This window comes from Blautia hydrogenotrophica DSM 10507 (assembly GCF_034356035.1).
In the GTDB taxonomy this organism is placed as follows: domain Bacteria; phylum Bacillota; class Clostridia; order Lachnospirales; family Lachnospiraceae; genus Blautia_A; species Blautia_A hydrogenotrophica.
The window spans coordinates 1,263,995-1,283,616 of record NZ_CP136423.1 but is presented as its reverse complement, the minus strand read 5'-3'; the positions used below and the strand labels follow the sequence as shown (position 1 = coordinate 1,283,616).

Sequence of the window (19,622 nt, the reverse complement as noted above, 5' to 3'; positions counted from 1 at the left end):
CGCTATGGGAAATTTTTCTGCAATAAATAAGAATGACTGTTCGGGATGTGGCGCATGTGTTCAAATATGCCCTCAGTCTTGCCTTGCGCTGAGGCCAGATAAAGAAGGCTTTTTGCATCCTATTATGGACAGTCAAAACTGCGTGAATTGTGGGAAATGTATCAAAGTGTGTCCTGTAGAAAATCCAAAAAAATATGTACCGCTGGCTTCGTATGCAGCAATTAGTAAAGATAATACGATGCTGAAAAAATCCTCCTCCGGTGCTATTTTTCCTCTTCTTGCGCAGGCGTGGATTCAAGAAGAAGGATATGTCTGTGCAGCAGAAATGACAAAAGATTTGTCTGTAAAGCATGTAGTTACAAACAAAATTAATGAATTGAGAAAGATGCAGGGTTCAAAGTATGTTCAGAGTTATGCGTTCGATACATATGAAGAAATGAAGCGACTTCTTGAAAAAGGGAAAAAAGTGTTGTTTATTGGCACACCATGCCAGGTGTCAGCTGTAAGAAATATGTTTAAAAAAAATCTGGACCAACTTTTATTGGTGGATTTGATCTGTCATGGCGTACCCAGTCAACTTTTTTTCCAGCAGCATTTGAGTAGGACATATAATCAATCGAATCGGCTTCAGAAAGTGCTCTTCAGAGATAAACCTTTCTACGAGGCAAGTAGTTTTCGGTTTACAATGAAATATGGAAATCATGTTCGACATATTCAACCTAATAGGGATGCATATTATAATTTGTTTTTAAAAGGAGCCAGTTATCGAGAAAGTTGCTATACCTGTAGATATGCTTGCGCAGAAAGAGTTGGCGATATTACACTTGGCGATTGCAGCACCGGAAGTACATATCCATGTTTTCCGTATTCATCAACCGTGAGTACGGTTATTCTTTCCACTAAGAAAGGACAGTTGTTTTGGGATAAGGTTAAATCAGATGCCGTATATTGCAAACTAAATTTTGAAGAAGAAATCAAAAGAAACCACCAACTGTGTGAGCCGAGCAAAAGACCGAAAATCAGAGATGCAGTATATCAGGACTTTCAGGAATTACCAAAGGATGAGTTTGAAAAGAGGTACACTTATCAACTTCCGTTGTACCAAGCAATAAAACAGCAATTCAGACATATGATTCCATTAAGTGTAAAAGGAAAGATTCGAAAATTCCAATTCACGATCCGAAAAAAGTAAATGTAGGGGTTTTACCTATGGGAAAAATAAACAGTAAAAATACAAGCAAAGAGCTTTTCAAAAATACAGGAATTATAGGCATTGGACAAATGAGTACTAAGCTTGTCTCTTTTTTGCTGCTGCCGTTATATACAGCTCTTTTAACGACAGAAGAATATGGTACGGTTGATTTGCTGACGACTTATTCTACTGTATTGATGATTATTGTTGGATTGCAGATGAACCTTGCAATCTTTCGATATTTAGTAACAAACCGCGACAACGAAGGAAAAATCAGACAAGTATGTTCATCGGTTGCATTTGCATCAATCATTACATTCTCTGTATATGCAGTGACTTTCTATGTGATTCAACCGTATCTTACGATTGCATATAGTTGGTACTTGCTTTTTCATGTTGGTGCAGCTCTTTTTTTGAATATAGTTTGCAACATATCACGTGGACTGGGAAGAAACGCGGATTATGCATTTGGAAATTTTCTTTCCAGTACAATAACCATTGTACTAAATATTCTATTTATTGCAGTGCTGCGGCTTGATTTGAAGTATATGCTGATTGCATATATTACAGGTCCGATTACGGGAGGTTCTATAGTTTTTATAAAATGCAAAATGTGGAAAAATTTCTCTATAAAGTGCATTCATATACGAGAAATAAAACAAATCTTACAATATTCGTTGCCGTTAGTACCGAATGAGCTCTCATGGTCTGTAATACATGCTTCAGATCGGATGATAGTTTCATGGGTATTGTCAGTCGCCGTTAATGGTCTGATTGCCGTCGCTGTAAAAATATCCTCTATTTACACAACTGTATTTTATGTTTTCAACGCTTCTTGGACTGAGCAAGTCGTGCTGCATTATAAAGATGAAGGCGGAAAAGAATACATTAATGAGATGTTTGATAAAATGGTTAGTTTTTTCGCATGTTTTGCCATTGGAATTATTGCAGTTCTGCCTTTTGCTTTTTCTTTATTGGTAGGACCGGAATTCGCTGATGCCTATGGACTTCTTCCGTTGTATCTTTTGGCAGTATTTTTTAATGCAGTTATCGGCTTAATAAGTCCAATCTATTTAGTAAACAATGAAACAAAGAAGGTTGCATCATCTACAATGGTTGCTGCATTTATCAATGTTTTAGTAGATTTATTATTAATTAAAGTGATTGGTATGTATGCTGCTCCGGTCGCATCAATATGTGGTTACATGACGATCAGTTTCTGGCGGTTGTGGGATGTAAACAAACGACACTGCAGAATTTGGATGGCAAAAAAGAAGATTGTTTCCCTGGTAATTCTTTTTGTCGTGGCAACAGCTAGCTTTTACTCTAAACAGTGGATACTGCAGGTATTGGTTTTTATAATTATAGTGATCATGATTCTCAAAATAAATTTCAGCATCTTAAAACAACTTGCTGAGATGTTTATTAGGCGAAAAAAATAAAGAAAAGGCAGGTCAAAGTTTTGGTGTGCTCAGCAGGGCTGAAAAGTTCCGCATTCAAACTTTTATAATTAAGAGCTTTATTCATAGATTATATAAATTTTATCATAGAAGAGCCCTTCAATCACATACTTATGTAAAAATTTCATCTTGCCGATTAATAAATTATGGACAAAACATTATGGGCAGAACCATATTTGAAGCTTCTGTCTTGCTTGTATGATAATGTCGTTTTCACAGAACCAGTCAACATCTGTTACATCGTTTTGGCCTGATGTGTTCTGGCATTGAACCTCGGGTCTTGTGAGTGCTTGCTTTAGTCCATCCTATATAATAGTGTAGTAAATAGTCTAAATATCTATTGACTATAATTACAGGAAAAAAGAAGATTATAAAATTCGTTAAAATACTTTGTACTTGTCTTATAATTTACACTCATTATTAACTTCTTCTGTATAAAATGTTTGAAAAATTTTTGTCTATCTTTCTTTTAACAATCTCCGCTAATTCATTTTTAGTAATTATAAGAGTTAGAAAATAGATAAATACTGCTATTATAATTTCTGTCAATAACTTAATATATGTCTCCAGACAGGTTATAAAGCACTTAATTACTAATATACTAACCAGCATAGATCCAGACGAAACCAAAATAGATATAAAATTCCTTTTTTTACAGCTTAATTTAATTATTTTGGTTGAGAAGAAATACATCAATAAGCAGACAAACAGTTCTGCGACTATAGAAGCTATAGCAGCTCCATTTTGTTCTAAATATTTAATTAGATTTGCATTAAGAATAATATTGATAATAGCTCCGCTAAGGACGCAAATTAGGTACTTTTTTTCATTACCTGATGTCAATAATAATTGGCAAAATACTCCTCCAGACAAAGGCATTAAAATAATTAAGATGCTTAATATGCGTATTGTATCCACTGCTGGTTCGAATGTATTTCCTAAAAGGGTAATTACTAATTCAGGTGCAATAAGAAAGAGCCCAACACAACTAGGAATTGATATAGCTATTGTGATATTTAGGAAACTTTGAGATACAGATTTTATTTTACTATATTCCTTGTTGTAAAAATAATTACTTAATCTTGGCATCAAAACAGCCGAAAGAGCCGTCAAAGTGTTTGCAGCCATCTTAATTATTTTAGTAGAATTTGAATAATATCCTACAACTTCTGCATTAGTCATTGCAGTAAGCATTGTTATATCTACAAGCGAATATATTTCAATAGCGACAACGGACGCAAAAAAAATTAATATAGGTTTCAAATGCATTTGTAAATCTATATGGGAAAAATCAAATTTGACATAAGATTTTAAGTTTACCATATTCAGTAAATAGTTTCCAAATGTGCCGAAACACAATAATAAGGCATATCCCACTAAATCTTTCTCTGTCCTAACCAAGAAAAACATAAGACATACAGAAAGCAATTTTATGATAAAGCTTCTTAGTGTTATATAACCGTATTCTTCAAATCCTTGATAAACCCACTCAAGATTGAATATATTGAAAATAACTAATATTACAAATATCGTATACAGTTTATTTGTTGTATAACTATTTTGTAATAGCCAAAGAGTGAAAAAATAAATGATAACACAAAAAATAGTCGAGAATAAATTGATCGTAAACAACTCGGTAAAAACTTTATTACATTTTTGGGGATTTATCTTTGACTGAGCGATAGCTTTTACACCATAGGAAGGTATCCCCATCGCTGCAAGCATAGTAAAATAATTCGAAAAATTTTGTGCCGAAGCGACGCTCCCTATACCTGCAGCTCCTAATATTCTTGATACGTAGGTTATTGTAATTAAAGGAAATATTATCGTTAATCCTCGATTTATCATATTAAATATCGCATTTTTTGCAACTGATTTCTTCATAATGTCTCCATTTTTTACGAGCGGCATTTATAGCAAATGTTTTGACAGTTTTCGATAGATGCACCTAATAATAGGGCAAGCCATATTATATAAAATGTTCTATTTAAAGTTATTTCCACAGTCGCAAATATAGCTAATATATATAATACTGTACAAACCTGTGCAATACCGTTTCCATTCCAATTTTTATCAGCCATTTTAAAAATCACCCAAACTAACAGAAGAAAAAATATTGTTGAAGTAATTCCACCTTCAATCAGCCATTCCATTAAACCGTTTTGAGTATTGGGGGCATGCATAAAATTCATCATCACATCGTAACTGCTACTATATCCATTTCCCAAAAAAGGTTTTTGAAGAAGAACTTTTCCAATTATACTATATATCCACCCTCTGCCAGTTAGATCATTTTGTGTATTTAATATATTTGTTAAAATATATTCTATTGCAGGTATTTTTAAAATAATGTTGTATGTTAATACAAAAAGAGCACTGAATGCAATGAGAATCAAATATTTCCAAGGAGAAGTAATACTTTTTGGCTTTTTCTTGAATAAGATGTCCATAATAATAAAAATAACTATACCTATTAATCCAGTCATACAATCAACCATAATTGCAATAAGAATAGACCATATACATGCACAATATAATAAAACATTTGATAATAGATGATTGCTTTTCTTACATAAGCGATATAATATAAGCATAAATATATGGCTGTAAACAACATTAAATTTTGTTCCTAAAAAGTATACATCTTCATATTTGATTACCATTTGTGGATAAACTATGATAATAAAATCACATAATAAATTAAATAAAGTAGTGAGCTTAAAAAAAATTCTATATATATCCTGCATTTGCCCATGCATGGCAAAGAACTCGATCAAAAAAAAAGATTCGACAATACTAAGTACAAATATAATACTTCTATATAAATAGTCACCTGTGCTTATAGAACTACTTCTATTAAATAATGAGGTCAATATTAGGCAAAAAGATAAAAGTAATAAAAGTATATTAATTATTAAAACTAACGAAGGAATTTTATTTCCAAAAAGGAAAGTAAATTTATTAGCAAGATATAATGCTATAAGCGCCAATAATATGTACTTTATGAAGCCATAAAAAGGTAGATAAACATCGGCAATTGTGGAGAAACCTACAAAGTATAATAGTACTATAATAATAGTAGACAGCTTGATTTTCCAAAACTTTTTCATTTTCATGATATATTTTTACAGTCTCCTTGTTCATAATACTTTTTCAATTATCGAAGACAAATATGTCGAATCATCATCATATTTATTGGTACATATTCTGTCACTACTTTCATTAACGTATTTTCCTTCTATTGATTTTCTTAACAAAGTTCCTGATAAAAACCACATATATTCGATATCAATATGTCCAATATCAATAGCTTGAAAACCCATTTGGCAAGCTCTTGCAACAAGAATGGTGGCAGTAGGTCCCAAAGCTGCAAGAATTAGTTCATCTTTATGAACATATTTTCTAATGGCCTCCATAATCCTGTCAATTTTCTCATAAGCATTTTGTGCTGGGCAAATAATTCTTTGTATAGAAATTGTATTATCAAAAAGATTATTTCCCATTCCTAATTTTGTTTTCTCGCCTTCTACGATAACAACTTTCCGTTTATCCCATATTCGCTTTAAATTGTTAAAGCTATTTTGACTAAACACTTTATTATTATAATCAATATATGGTCGCGTGATACTTGCATCGCAATACCGTCTACTTGGATTAAGGTATTTAAGAATATCAGAAAAATCTTCATTCTTAACAATGAGCCAGTGCATCCTTGCTTGCAGCCTACATTTAGAAGAGTCTATTATTCCCCCAGGTATTCCAATTAGCAAATTCTTGTCATTGCTTTGTAGTGTTTCCAAAAGCTCTTGGGCAAGTTGTGGACTGTTATCCTGATATGAATTTTGATTTTTATCTAATATCCACATAAATTCACCATCACCAAATCTACTTAAAGATTTGTTTTCGTTAATAATTAAGTTTACTGTCTTTTCATTAGGAATAATTGTAAAATCGGGAAAAATTTTTTTCTTTATTTCTTTTTTTGCCCTTAGATAATCAGGAATTAATTTTATTATTATGTAGAGATAAATTATTCGATCGGGCAACAGCTTTTTAATTTTGTATTTAATTTTCGTCTTCATACAATGTTTTAATTACTCCTCATTATTTAAGCAAAATGATAAAAATTCATCATAGGTACTAAATCTTCTACAATTCTGTTCCATATATTTTTTTGTATCTTGTCCATTATTACATAATTCAATTTGCATTTTAAAATTTGCATTTTCGCTGGCACTATCAAAAGAGTCGAAAAGCATGAAATACTCATTAAAAATCTCTTTTGGTGGGTTTTTCCCATATCGTTTTTGATAACAACGAGCAAGATTTCGAGCTTCTTCTAACTGTTTATTTTTCCGTTTTTCATAAAATTCAGTTATTCTCATTATAAAGTGTGCTGGATTTCCCCCATATACTCCATTTGCCGCGCAGTCTTTCGTTACAACACTACCTGCACCTATAATAACATTGTCACCAATAGAAACACCTTTTGTAATAATTGTGTTCATCCCAATAAAAACATTATTTCCAATATTCACATTCCCACTTGAGCCAAATATAGCTCCCGGCACATTTCCTTGTAATTTTGTAGGAAGTTTCTTTAATACTGACCATGAGAAATCGTGTGTAAGAATAATAACGCCATGTGTAAGTCGTACATGGTTTCCTATAGTAATCATCCATGGATACTGTGTATCAATAAAGCAATTACGTGGTGAATAAATAATACAATCTTCGCCAATCTGAACCCCTTTTTTTCGTAAATATTGAATATAGCTACTTGAAGTGGCACGTTCTTGGTATAAAAATTTTTTCATAATGTATTTTATATTATGTTTCATACCTGTCCTTTCTTAATATTCGAAATAGCATATATTTTATATAATATATACATCAAATATGCGAATTTTAATCTCATTAGCCAATAAATAACTTTTCCTTTTAAATTCATATTACTTCTTTTACATTTTAGTAAAGAGATTTCACATTCCTTACAATTTAAAATTTTTTTAATATTCTGAACTGCGTATTTTGAGGTTTCATTCCAACAACAGCATTCGTTTGATATACAAGCATAAAAGCCGTCTACACATTCACTGTAATATGGAGTCTCATATCGTTCAAATAAACCATTCCGTTCCAAAAGTAATTTATATTCCCTATGTAATTTTAATTTCCTTTCAAATTCATTTGTTATATATCTTTTTGATAAAGAGCCTTCTCTATAGTCATAGTAATATAATATATAATGAGTCACTTCTAAAGATTTTGCATAGAGTAACGTATGTAAATTGAACAGGTAATCCTCATTGAGAATTTCTCTTTCGGAAACAAAACGTATATTATTCTCTCTTAAAAAATTTAACGAATATACATGTGACCAAACAGATTTACAAGCATTTTGCTCATAGCAAAACAGTCTCTTAGGTCCTATCGTATATGGTAAAATTGTCTCTTCTATTTGTCTCCTATCATATACCCCTATATTAAAATACGAAAAGAAGGTGTTCTTATAATTTCCCTCTTGCATTTTCTGGAATCCAAACTTTAATATATCAACATTACTTTTGTTTAAATGATTATGCAGAGATATTAACAATTTTTCATCAACCCAATCATCTGAATCAATAAAAAGAATATAGTTTCCTTTTGCCCTATCCATGCCATAATTTCTAGCATCAGATAGCCCACCGTTCTCTTTATGATAAGCAAAAATATTATTATTTTTATCAGCTAACTTATCACATATCGATCCTGAGGAATCTGTTGATCCATCATCTACTAAAATAATTTCATAGTCTGTATACTCTTGTCTTAATAGAGAATTAACGCACCTTTTCACATATTTTTCGACATTGTATACAGGTAATATTAATGAAAAATATGGCATATATGTTCTCCTTACAATATGATTATTTCATAATGATTTAATAATATCTTTATATTCATCCAGCCTATATCGAATGCGCGATTGAAATGAAGCAGTTTTTATCTGATATAAAAGATTCTTATCATTTTCTAATTGTTTTATAATTTTATACATTTCACAAGGATAATCATTATAGACTAAAAAGCCTTCCTTTTTGTTAATTTGTATTATTTCTTTATTATAACTGCAATTACTTGCAATAATAGCAAGCCCGGCCATTTTAGCTTCTATAAGAATCCCTGGAACGCCTTCCGTATCCCAATGGGTAGGAAAAAGTAATATGTCATAAGTATTTAACTTTTGATATACATTACTTTTTGTCGAGTCAAAAATGCCGCAATATCGAACATATGGAGATTCTTTTATGAATTCACAAAATTCTGTTTTTATATCATCTTTAATATGTCCATAAAAATCCAAACAATACGATACGGTTTTTCTCCTATCAAGTAGAGAAACTAAATCTATAATATCCTTAACACCTTTTTCTTTACTGATTTGTGAAAAATATACAAGGCGTAATGGAGCATTTGGCTTTGAAATCTGAGGTGGGCAGCTTCCAGTCTCGGATTTTGGATTTGGGAAAACTTCAATATTTGAAAATCCCATTTTTTCAAGTTCTGCCTTCATACCTTCCGTTTCAACATAATGTGTTTTCATTTGAATAAGTAATTTTTTTAAACATTTCTGTGTTCTGATATAATCCTGAAAAACTCCTCCCATTACAATATTTTTTGACATGCGTAGACTTTTCTTTCCACCACAAAGTCGTTGGAGGTATATTACTATTTTAAGTCGCTTATAACTTCCAAATCCGTATATGATTCTTCTTTGGGTTAGCATTGAGATTATAATTTTACCGAATGTTTTTAACACACTTTTCTTGTTTCGCTTACATTCATACAAATCAATGATGTCTATTGGTTTCTGCAGTTGTAAAGTATAATTTATTATAAGCTGATTTTTTACTGTTACTCCCCCATATGGCGGCGGCAACTCGCATAAAAATATAGGTATATTATTTTTTTGTCTCATTTTCATAAAATCCTTTTAATATTTAAGCATTTGTACGATGAGCTCTCGTTTTCCGCTTTTCTTTTTTGATAGTTGCTGATGAGCCTCTAAATAAAAATTAATTTTCCCATTAGCGTCCTCAGTCAGGGTTGTCAGAACAAATTTTCTGTCATCTTCATTAAAACCTTTTTCAGGAACAAATTTTACAATTACTTCCCCTATAGTTTCTTGATAGAATTGGAATGCTTTTATGTGTTTATCATAAAAGGAATATCTAAAAGCAGTTAATGAAATTTTATTTTCCTTTTTGTCTACAAGATATTCTGTTGATCTCCCTTCTATTTTCTTTAACTGTAAATAATTTCTTCCGCACTTACACTTGGTTAAACTCCATTGCGCTAAGTCCCCCGTTTTATAGCGAATCAATGGCATTGCCGTATTGCAAAAACCTGTTGCCACAATTTCTCCGGTTATTCCTTCTTCATAAATATTATTACCTTGCTGATCCACTAACTCACAGTATCCATATAATGGTTCAACATGGTAACACTCAGAACATTCACATTGTCCTGCCATAACTAATCGTTCTGTATGCCCGTAAAACGATAAAACAGGACATTTTAAGACTTTTTTTATGTAAGAAACCTCATCATCGCTCATTCCTTCGCTAGATGGAAGTACTCCTTTAAATTGATGGTTTAAGCCGTGTACTTCAATATACCGGCATAGCTGAAGTGTTGAAGAAGGATAACCATGTATATAATCAGGTTTATATTTTTCAACTGCCTTACAATAGATTTCCAAATGTTCATCATCCATATTCGATATGTCAACGCACAATTCATTTTTTAAAACATCGTAATAACAAATACCTTTCGACTTGTCTTCGATCTCCCGCATTAAAATTCTGGAGCTTTTGGCATTGAAACCGATTCGTTTCCATATATGAACCACAAACGCCCATTCTTTAAGAGTTGTATCATTATTCATATAAACACCCAAAGGCATTCCTGTAGAGCCAGAAGTCTTTTTCATAATAAGATGCTTTTTATCGAACTGTGTACTTATAAATTGATCTTCATACTGCCTGACGATAGTCTTATCGATAAAGGGGAATTTTGCGATATCCTTTAATTCTTTAAAGTTTTCTACGTCATATTCAGAGTACTCATTTTTATAATATGGGACATATTTATAAGCATATTTTATTTGAGATGTAAGTTTTTTTAAGACCAGTGAATTAAGCTCTTCCCTAGACAAATATTCCGTATTTTCAAGCTCTTCATAAACCTCGGAAAAGGTTTTTCCATATCGTAAATGGTATCCAAACTGATTTCCTATTTTCCCTATAACAAATACAAAAGGGAAGGGTATATGGCTATAGTTCTTTTTTAACCAATTTATCAAATTATTTTTTATGCGCAAGGATTTTAATGTCTTAAGGGTAGGATTCATTCTAAACTCCTTTAGTCACGAAGGTACTGTTACTTTTGTTATAACAAAAATAGTCTAAACCTAGGATTCTTTAAATTTAATTGACGTTTTTATTTTTGCCGTATGCTCTCTAACATCGGAGACTGTATAAAATAATTTAGTATTAGGCAAAAGCTGATTATAAACTTCGGAATATTCATTCTTTTGACAATTTCTTTTTGCGGTTGATTCGATATCTATAAAGTTATCTTTACACAATATTCTATTATTTAATATAGTACACATGGAACCTAACATAAAGACTTGTTCAATTATTTGGGGCTTATACGAAAGTTTTATCTCATCAAAAATGGTTATTTCAAAAGTTTCATTATCTTTTATAAGGATTGTTCTGGTATGAAAAGAATCATCATATTTTATTTTAGATTTTAGTAAGAATACATTTTCCTTTATCGAAAACTCTGTATTCATAACTTGATGCCTTTTCCCCCACAGAAAGGGCCCACAAATTTCGCTTTGGTTTTTTCGATCGATGCAAATAGTGTTGTGTTCCTGCGTAGATCTAAATTTATCGCGGAAACCTTGGGGAACATGATAGTTATAGGTTCCTGGATCAACAAACACAGGCACCCCTCTAAAAAACAGTTGAAAACTTAATGCGTCAGCATGTCCGTGAGCTGCAAGTGTACCATATCCTAGATCAGCATGGTCAATGGCAATAAAGATACCCCTCTTTTGATCTTTTATCAGAGTATAGCCTCCCTCACGGTAACATTTAGCATCAGGAGAAACATAAGCACTTTTCTTTTTTGTCCGACACAGCTGCTCTCTTGAGACCATCCAACGAATATTCTCATAAAAGCCCACTGTTTTATTATATTTTTGCGGCAATACGCAACTCATTAATTCCAAAACATAATGATAGTGATTAAAATGTTTTCCTGTTAAGTCCAAAATTTTCCCTTCATCGTTGTCCCCAAATACAATAGTTTCGCCATAGTCGCCACAGCAGTCTGCAACAAACTCGCTCATTTTTGAAATATATGTATACCATATATCTGGAATTTTTATCTCATTTTTTTCCATGGTAAGCATAAGTAATCCATATGCTTCCATAATAAAGGTCTGGTAATGAAGGGACATTTCTTTGTTGACGCCGTCTTTATAGTTCTGGCGGACTAATTCTTCTGTCAGCTGTTTTAAGGATGTTTCTTTCCATCGCTTGCAGTTAAATAGAATTCCAGACATGGCGATGGCATAAAGTTCAATAATCAAATGATTATTCGCAGATGAAAATCGTGACAAATGAGCACTGATATAATCTGTCATCACAAGAACTCCATGAATTAACTGATTTTTCAAATTTGTTATTGAATATTCAACGCCATGTTTTTTTTCTGCCATACATAGAAAACAGTATGTAAATATCCATGAATTAACGCGAATCGCTATTTCCATGGCACTTGTCCATTCTACTCCGTGCAAAAACAAATTATGGTGATTCCAGTCTTGAAATAAATCTGTCAATTCATCGAGAAATGATTTTTCTCCTGAAACATAGTAACTTTTTGCCAGTGCTGAAAATTGATAATGCCGATTTAATTCCCAATTTGTACGAATATCTCCAATATCTATACGCCCAGCACAATTAATTTTATAAGAGAAGGTATTTTCATCCCACGTGTTTTCTGTCTGAAAACCTGCATTCCAACTTTTTTTATATTGCTGATATGAGAAACTTCCCTGAAATAAATCCAGGGAAGAAAACAGCTCTGTGTTAGTACAGCTTTGCTCCAGACCAATTCTCAAATAGTCCGGAGAAAGGGCAGATGTTGCACTATTGATAACAATTTCCGTGACTGGAAGGTTTTGCGTATAATACTTTTTATATTCTTTTCTTTGCAGGAATTTTTGCTGTGTTCTCCAAAGAATTTCGCCAAATCTCATAGCCTTCAGGCGATGAACATACCACGTTATATTTCTCATAGCCAGACCCTCTATAAGTGATCTTCCAGTATATCAGCAATCCGTTTACACGCAAATCCGTCGCCATAAGGATTACTTGCTTTTGACATCTCATCATATGCCTTTGTATCTTCCAAAAGCAGCTTAAAATTCTCGTAAATAGCCTTTTCATCTGTGCCTACCAGCTTTAGCGTACCTGCCTCAATTCCTTCAGGTCGCTCCGTTGTATTCCGCATAACTAAGACAGGTTTTCCAAGAGACGGGGCTTCCTCCTGAATACCGCCGGAATCTGTTAAAATCATGTAGCTTCGGCTTAAAAAATTATGAAAATCTAGAACGTCTAGCGGTTCTATGATTCGGATTCTATCGTCATTTCCCAGAATCTCGCTTGCAATTTTTCGTACGAGTGGATTCATATGTATGGGATAAATTGCCTTTACATCGTCATGCTCGTCCATAACGCGGCGGATTGCACGAAACATATGCTTCATGGGTTCTCCGAGATTCTCTCTACGATGAGCCGTAATCATAATGAGGCGGCTGCCTGCTGCCCATTCTAAATCAGGATGGGCATAATTTTTGCGCACAGTTGTTTTTAACGCGTCAATCGCGGTATTTCCGGTAATATAAATGGAAGCTTCTTTTTTTCCTTCTCTTAAAAGATTTGCTTTTGACAACTCTGTCGGCGCAAAGTGGAACCGGCTGATAATGCTCACTGCCTGTCTGTTAAATTCCTCCGGATAGGGACTGTAAATGTCGTAAGTCCTGAGCCCGGCTTCCACATGTCCTACAGGAATCTGCAGGTAAAAGCAGGCAAGCGCTGTAGCAAAAGTTGTGCTCGTGTCGCCATGCACCAATACAACATCTGGTTTTTCTTTGTCCAGTACTGTCCGAATACGATCTAAAATATTTGCTGTTACGTCAAACAAAGTCTGTCTATCTTTCATAATTGACAAATCATATTCGGGAATCACCCCAAAAGCATCTAAAACCTGTTCCAGCATCTGTCGGTGCTGTCCAGTAACACAGACTACAGTTTGTAGAGATTTTCGTTTTTTTAATTCCTTAACCAACGGACACATCTTAATAGCTTCCGGACGCGTTCCGAATACAAGCATCACTTTTTTCATTTACTTTATTCCTTCGGTTTTTTTCTATAATTCTGGCTGGAACACCGACGGCAATACAATTATCAGGGACATCTTTTAAGACAACTGCACCCGCACCAATGACCGCGTTATTTCCAACATGAACAGGACCTATAATATTCGCGCCTGCACCAACGGAAACGTTGTCTCCCAATACAGGAACCTCATAAATACCAGAAGTTCCTCCAAGAGTAACATTTTGTGAAATATGGCAGTTTGAACCAATGATACAACGTTTATGAATGACAATCCCTAATGCCTGATAGCCTAAAACTGTACCTGTACCAATCTCTGCCTGATAGGGGATTACCCCCCCCCCACAAAATTCTGATGAGAGCTTTAATCATCCCAGGGATTACAGGCACATGGTGTAGATATAGCCACCTGGATATTCTATACCATTTGTATATATCCATTTTCTTTCTCCTTAAATATGATAGGTACCTTCTAATTCGCAAATATGACGTGTATCTAATACAATTTTATTGTTCAGCTTTTTCATATTCTGTTTGATTTCATTGTGCCCAACCATAAGCACTACCAAATCAACTGCCTCAAGAAATTCGTCCAGGCTGTGCATCTGGTTAGGGACTACGTCTTTCACAATAAACGGATCATAAATCTTAACTAAATTTCCACATAGATGTTTTTCCATAGACTCTAACATTTGAAGAGTGGGAGATTCCCTCATATCGTCTACGTTTTCTTTATATGTAAGTCCATAAAGGCCAACGCGCCGCACATCTGTCATTCCTTTTTCCTTCATAATGTCATGAATACGTTCTAATACAAATTCCGGCATAGAATCATTGATTTTTCTTGCGGCAAGAATAATGTTGGCAAGACCGGGATAATCACCTACAAGAAACCAGGGGTCAACGGAAATACAATGCCCACCCACACCGGGCCCCGGGGATAAGATATTGACGCGGGGATGTTTATTAGCAATTCTGATTATTTCATAAACATCCATGTTATCAGAACGGCAAATTTTTGCCAGTTCATTAGCGTAGGCAATATTGATATCCCGGAAAGTATTTTCCACAACTTTGGTCATTTCCGCTGTTCTAATATCTGTAACAATGATTTCTCCCTGGCAAAAAGAAGCATAGATCTTTTTGACTTTTTCTCCAATTTCTCGCTCGTCAGCACCAATGGTTCTGTTATTATGCAATAATTCATAAACCATATTTCCTGGAATGATTCTTTCCGGCGCATGAACTAGGTGCAAATCTGTTCCAATCGAAAAGCCAGCGGATTCCACGATAGGGCGTACGTATTTATCAATGGTACCTGGAGACACGGTTGACTCAATAACCACTGTAGCTCCTTTTTCACAGACAGCTAAAACTTGTTTTACAGCTGCCTCAATATATTTTGCATCTACTTTTTTACTGAAAGAATCGTAAGGAGTCGGAACAGATACAATATAAATGTCAGTCCGTTGATATTCCGTTGTAAATGTGATACCATTGTCAAGAGCCTTCTGAAACAGTTCTTCGATTCCCTTTTCTTTAAAAGTCGTTTTTCCTACCTTTAAAGTATCAATTAATTCTTTACTGTAATCTGTTCCAACAATATCCATACCATGAGCTGCCAGCATCAGTGCAGTGGGAAGACCAATATATCCAAGTCCGATTACATTAATCATTTTATTCCTCCGCTTATCTTTGTGTAATTTCTTTTGGTTTTGTATGTTAAATGTATGAATTTTATATTTCCGATTATGTAGCGTTTCCACATTCTCCGAGGTTCTTGGATAAATCTGTAAAACCATTCCAGCCCATGATTTTGCATCCATTTCGGAGCGCGGTCAGTGACTCCCGCAACCACATCGAAACTGCCACCAACCCCCATTACAAAAGGAATATTTAGCTGATGAATGTATTGATTCACCCAATACTCTTTCTTAGGAGAGGAAAATGCTACAAACATAATATCCGCACCTGATTCAGACATATTTTTTACAATTTCAAGCTCGTCGTCTTTGGTAAAATACCCATTTCGATATCCTGCAATTTGAAGCCGGGGATATTTCTCTTCAAATATTTTTTTTACTTTTGTTACGACTTCTTCTTTTGCCCCAAAAAGATAAATCTTATATCCTTTTCTTTCTGATAAAGCAACTAACTGTGAAAAAAGGTCAATTCCAGTAACTCTTTCTCTCAAAGGAACACCGAGTTTCTTTGCTGCCCATACAATGGAGGCGCCATCTGCATTAATCAAAGGGCACTTATTAACAATCATTCTTAATTTAGAATCTTTTTCCATCAAATTGACCTTTGAAGCATTGATAACAACATGCTGAGTCGGAATTCTTTTTTGTATTATCTTTTCTATTTCGCGAAGGGTTTCTTCCATTGAAATTGCATTTACATAAGTATTCAAAATAGGATATCGTTTTCTTTCCATATATTCTGTACCCATGAAAATCCTCTCATCTCTTAGCTTTTTAAAATTTTTGCCAACTCCAAATAATTGTTATTATTCGTAGTTCATCGCCATACAGCTTCTCTCCCACTGCTCTCCTACTACTTTCTGGCTGCTTTTCTAAAATTATCCAACCATAGGGCTTAAGAAAAACCCACCAGGGGCTTTTCTTAAACTCATATTCACAAATGAAAACAGCAGTATGCTCTACATTATATTTGTTTTGTTTCTATCAAAATAACACAGCTGTCGAGTAAAATCAAGTTTTCCAATCAATCTTATAATTCAACATCTGGCTAATTGCTATTGTTCACTCACTTGCGGTTTGTGAGCGATCACATGCTTCGCGATGCACACAAACTGCTGCAAACAGCAGTTTGGCGCAAGTATGTCTCAGAATTTTTGTGCAAAACGTTCTAAAACGCATCGCGGGACATTGGAAATCTGAATTGTAACGACTAATTTCCTTTTTTATGCCGCTCCTCGTCCTTTCAGAACGATCAGCACCGTTTTCAGTAGAATCAGAATGTCCAATTTAAAAGACCAATTCAAAATGTACTTAGTATCCAACTCCACAACTTCTTCAAAATCGGTGATGTTATTTCTGCCACTCACCTGCCACATGCCAGTGATTCCAGGTTTAATTGCCAACCTCTTTCGGTGATGAAGTTCATACTGTTCCCACTCATCGAGTGTCGGCGGTCTAGTTCCTACCAGACTCATGTCTCCTTTCAGCACATTCCAAAACTGTGGCAACTCATCAATAGAAGTTTTTCGAATGAAACTTCCAATGCCTTTGATAATTCTGGGATCGTTTTCCATCTTAAACATAAATCCCTGCATTTCATTTTGAGCCATCAACTCTTTCTTCCTCTCCTCAGCATCCATATACATGCTTCGGAATTTATAAATTTTAAAGAGTTTGCCATTTTTACCTACTCTAACTTGAGCAAAGAAAATTGGACCTGGAGATTTTACGTAAATGCACGGAGCCACAAAAAGGAAGACGATTCCTGTCAAAATACAACCTACAAACCCACCACAGATATCAATAATTCTCTTAAAAAATAGCTGCTTTGTGGTTATCATATTTACCCCGCTAGTTGAAAGCACAGTGTATCCAGCAAGAGTTTCTATGGACTGGTTACGGGAGTTGATAATATTTTTTGCCAGCTTCCGATGCACTGTAATTCCCATTTCCATACAACTGTCCACTAGGCGCTGGGAAATTACTGCATCTTGCATTTCCGTCGACATCTCTATGAATACTTCGTCTACCCAATTTTGTTTTATCCAATTCAACACGTTGTCTACATTGGCTACAACGGAAACTCCTTCAATCTCTCTGCCACATATATCTTTGTCCAAAATCCCCACACCTGCAAACTTTAAATACTCATAATTGTTATCCTTCATAGTCTTGATAACTTTTTGAGCCCGCTCACTGGTAGTAAGAAGAAGCAACGATCTATGGCCTTCCCCTGACTCAGATAACCTCTTAATTCTTTCTTTCCATAGAATTCGAAACAGATAGGTCAAACCTATCTGAATTACCCACATAATCAAAAAAATAATTCTCGAATAATTCTTTGACGTCTGGGTAAAAAATAAATAACACAAAAGCAAGCCAACAATATAAGTAACATGCTTCACACTCGCGACTAACTCTTTGTAGTACCCCCTTCTCATAATGCCTTTATGACTTTGTGTTAAAAAGATTACAACCAGGTACAAAAGAGAAAGCACAATAGCGATATTGCGGTAAAACGAATCTGCATAGGGCAATGCAGCTCCTTGGCGAATAACAAAGGCAATTACAAATGCCAGATGCATACTTAATAAATCCAGAATAATAAAATCGACGTGCTTAAGCCAACCATCCGGTTTTCTCTTGTACATCAGTAAGCCTCCATTACATTTCTAAATGCTCTCTATTTGTTTTGTCGAACCGTAATCATTATAGCATAACTTATGCAATCCACAAGCGCTTTCTTACGTTTTTATTCTTTTCGACATAATTAGTTTTTAACTTGTAATTTTTTTATACACTTTTATCGATTCACTGCGAATACTTTTTACACACTTTTCCTCTTATTCCAGCCGGTTTCCTCCACTTTAGAATTTTTCTATCTATACACAATGGAAATCATTTCTACGATTCAGCAATGCCGCATTTCTATCTAGGGGGTAGCTGTTTTTCTTTGCCTTTTCTATTGTATTAATTTCTACATTATCTTGGTAATTTTGAGAAATTTTAGAGACTCTTGTGCTATACTTCAGCTGATATTATAATAATAGGCGAGGTGACTTTATGCGCATTTTACTTGTAGAAGATGATGAAAATCTATGTTATACCCTTCAATATCAGCTCGAGCAGGAAGGTTTTTTGGTTGATACCTGTATGGACGGAGAAGATGCACTTTTCTTCATACGGGAGCGGGTACATGATCTCATCCTGTTAGATCGAATGCTTCCTTCCATGGATGGAATTTCAGTACTAAAAGCTTTACGTAGAGAAAAGATTTTTACACCGGTTATTTTCCTAACAGCTCTCTCTAGTTTGCAGGATAAAATAACCGGTTTAGACTGCGGTGCTGACGACTATATGGTAAAACCATTTGCCTTTGAAGAATTGATGGCTCGTATCCGCTGTCTCAGCCGCCGTCCCCAAAAATGGGAAGGTTCCTCTGTAATTTCTCTCGGAGACATCTCCTTTGACCCTGACCAGAAAAAGCTCTTTTGCCATACCAAAGAATGTTCTCTCTCCAAAAAAGAGGGAGCTCTGATGGAGATTTTTCTGCGCAATCCTGGACAAATTCTACCTCGTCAGACACTTTTGTCACGGGTGTGGGGCCCTGATTCTGAAGTTGAAGACGGTAACCTAGATAACTATATCTATTTTTTGAGACGCAGACTCCGATCTGTGGACAGCAGGTTAGAGTTGAAAGCCGTAAGAGGTGTGGGATATCAGCTAGAAGTATATCGTTGAAAAGACTTTTGCCTAGGAATTCAAATAAAATAGACGAGCCCACTTCCGTTCTCCTTTCCCT

Annotated in this window: 16 protein-coding genes; 3 read left to right on the top strand and 13 right to left on the bottom strand. The window is 34.4% G+C overall.

Annotated elements, in window-relative coordinates; genetic code table 11:
* The first annotated feature begins 4 nt into the window (after positions 1–4).
* Complete coding sequence (locus BLHYD_RS06025) at positions 5–1,192, top strand: Coenzyme F420 hydrogenase/dehydrogenase, beta subunit C-terminal domain (protein ID WP_005944722.1); 1,188 nt, start codon at positions 5–7, stop codon at positions 1,190–1,192.
* Positions 1,193–1,209: 17 nt separating this feature from the next.
* Positions 1,210–2,634, top strand: a complete 1,425-nt coding sequence (locus BLHYD_RS06020) for a lipopolysaccharide biosynthesis protein (RefSeq protein WP_005944720.1) — start codon at positions 1,210–1,212, stop codon at positions 2,632–2,634.
* A gap of 438 nt (positions 2,635–3,072) precedes the next feature.
* On the opposite strand, the gene BLHYD_RS06015 is transcribed toward BLHYD_RS06020, so the two are convergent.
* The 13 genes from BLHYD_RS06015 to BLHYD_RS05955 all read right to left on the bottom strand — a co-directional run bounded on the left by BLHYD_RS06015 (position 3,073) and on the right by BLHYD_RS05955 (position 18,471).
* Positions 3,073–4,536 carry an oligosaccharide flippase family protein gene (locus BLHYD_RS06015; RefSeq protein WP_040350246.1) on the bottom strand — a complete coding sequence of 488 codons (1,464 nt, stop codon included), beginning with the start codon at positions 4,534–4,536 and terminating at the stop codon, positions 3,073–3,075.
* A 14-nt stretch (positions 4,537–4,550) separates the two neighbouring features.
* Positions 4,551–5,768: an O-antigen ligase family protein gene (locus BLHYD_RS06010; protein ID WP_005944716.1), complete on the bottom strand. Its 1,218-nt coding sequence runs from the start codon at positions 5,766–5,768 to the stop codon at positions 4,551–4,553.
* A 24-nt stretch (positions 5,769–5,792) separates the two neighbouring features.
* A complete protein-coding gene (locus tag BLHYD_RS06005) occupies positions 5,793–6,734 on the bottom strand; it encodes a GT-D fold domain-containing glycosyltransferase (protein WP_005944714.1) in 942 nt (313 codons plus the stop codon).
* A 12-nt stretch (positions 6,735–6,746) separates the two neighbouring features.
* Positions 6,747–7,493 carry an acyltransferase gene (locus tag BLHYD_RS06000; protein WP_005944712.1) on the bottom strand — a complete coding sequence of 249 codons (747 nt, stop codon included), beginning with the start codon at positions 7,491–7,493 and terminating at the stop codon, positions 6,747–6,749.
* Complete coding sequence (locus BLHYD_RS05995; protein WP_005944711.1) at positions 7,490–8,542, bottom strand: glycosyltransferase family 2 protein; 1,053 nt, start codon at positions 8,540–8,542, stop codon at positions 7,490–7,492. Before BLHYD_RS05995 ends, BLHYD_RS06000 begins: the two co-directional genes overlap by 4 nt.
* Positions 8,543–8,569: 27 nt before the next feature.
* Positions 8,570–9,616, bottom strand: a complete 1,047-nt coding sequence (locus tag BLHYD_RS05990; RefSeq protein WP_196795153.1) for a glycosyltransferase — start codon at positions 9,614–9,616, stop codon at positions 8,570–8,572.
* Between the two features lie 15 nt (positions 9,617–9,631).
* Positions 9,632–11,050, bottom strand: coding sequence for a phenylacetate--CoA ligase family protein (locus BLHYD_RS05985; RefSeq protein WP_005944707.1), 1,419 nt, complete (start codon positions 11,048–11,050; stop codon positions 9,632–9,634).
* A 60-nt stretch (positions 11,051–11,110) separates the two neighbouring features.
* Complete coding sequence (locus BLHYD_RS05980) at positions 11,111–13,015, bottom strand: alginate lyase family protein (RefSeq protein WP_005944705.1); 1,905 nt, start codon at positions 13,013–13,015, stop codon at positions 11,111–11,113.
* A gap of 11 nt (positions 13,016–13,026) precedes the next feature.
* Positions 13,027–14,124 carry a non-hydrolyzing UDP-N-acetylglucosamine 2-epimerase gene (wecB, locus tag BLHYD_RS05975; protein ID WP_005944704.1) on the bottom strand — a complete coding sequence of 366 codons (1,098 nt, stop codon included), beginning with the start codon at positions 14,122–14,124 and terminating at the stop codon, positions 13,027–13,029.
* Positions 14,078–14,296, bottom strand: coding sequence for a serine O-acetyltransferase (locus BLHYD_RS17510; RefSeq protein ID WP_005944702.1), 219 nt, complete (start codon positions 14,294–14,296; stop codon positions 14,078–14,080). The genes wecB and BLHYD_RS17510 overlap by 47 nt, the downstream gene beginning before the upstream one ends.
* Before the next feature lie 273 nt (positions 14,297–14,569).
* Complete coding sequence (locus tag BLHYD_RS05965; protein ID WP_005944700.1) at positions 14,570–15,793, bottom strand: nucleotide sugar dehydrogenase; 1,224 nt, start codon at positions 15,791–15,793, stop codon at positions 14,570–14,572.
* The gene (locus BLHYD_RS05960; protein ID WP_005944698.1) at positions 15,790–16,569 is read right to left on the bottom strand and encodes a WecB/TagA/CpsF family glycosyltransferase; all 780 of its coding nucleotides are present in this window, start codon (positions 16,567–16,569) and stop codon (positions 15,790–15,792) included. The genes BLHYD_RS05965 and BLHYD_RS05960 overlap by 4 nt, the downstream gene beginning before the upstream one ends.
* Positions 16,570–17,043: 474 nt before the next feature.
* Positions 17,044–18,471: a sugar transferase gene (locus BLHYD_RS05955; protein ID WP_005944695.1), complete on the bottom strand. Its 1,428-nt coding sequence runs from the start codon at positions 18,469–18,471 to the stop codon at positions 17,044–17,046.
* A gap of 412 nt (positions 18,472–18,883) precedes the next feature.
* Here BLHYD_RS05955 and BLHYD_RS05950 point away from each other — a divergent pair, with 412 nt between their 5' ends.
* Positions 18,884–19,561 carry a response regulator transcription factor gene (locus tag BLHYD_RS05950; protein ID WP_005944693.1) on the top strand — a complete coding sequence of 226 codons (678 nt, stop codon included), beginning with the start codon at positions 18,884–18,886 and terminating at the stop codon, positions 19,559–19,561.
* The last annotated feature ends 61 nt before the right edge of the window (positions 19,562–19,622 follow it).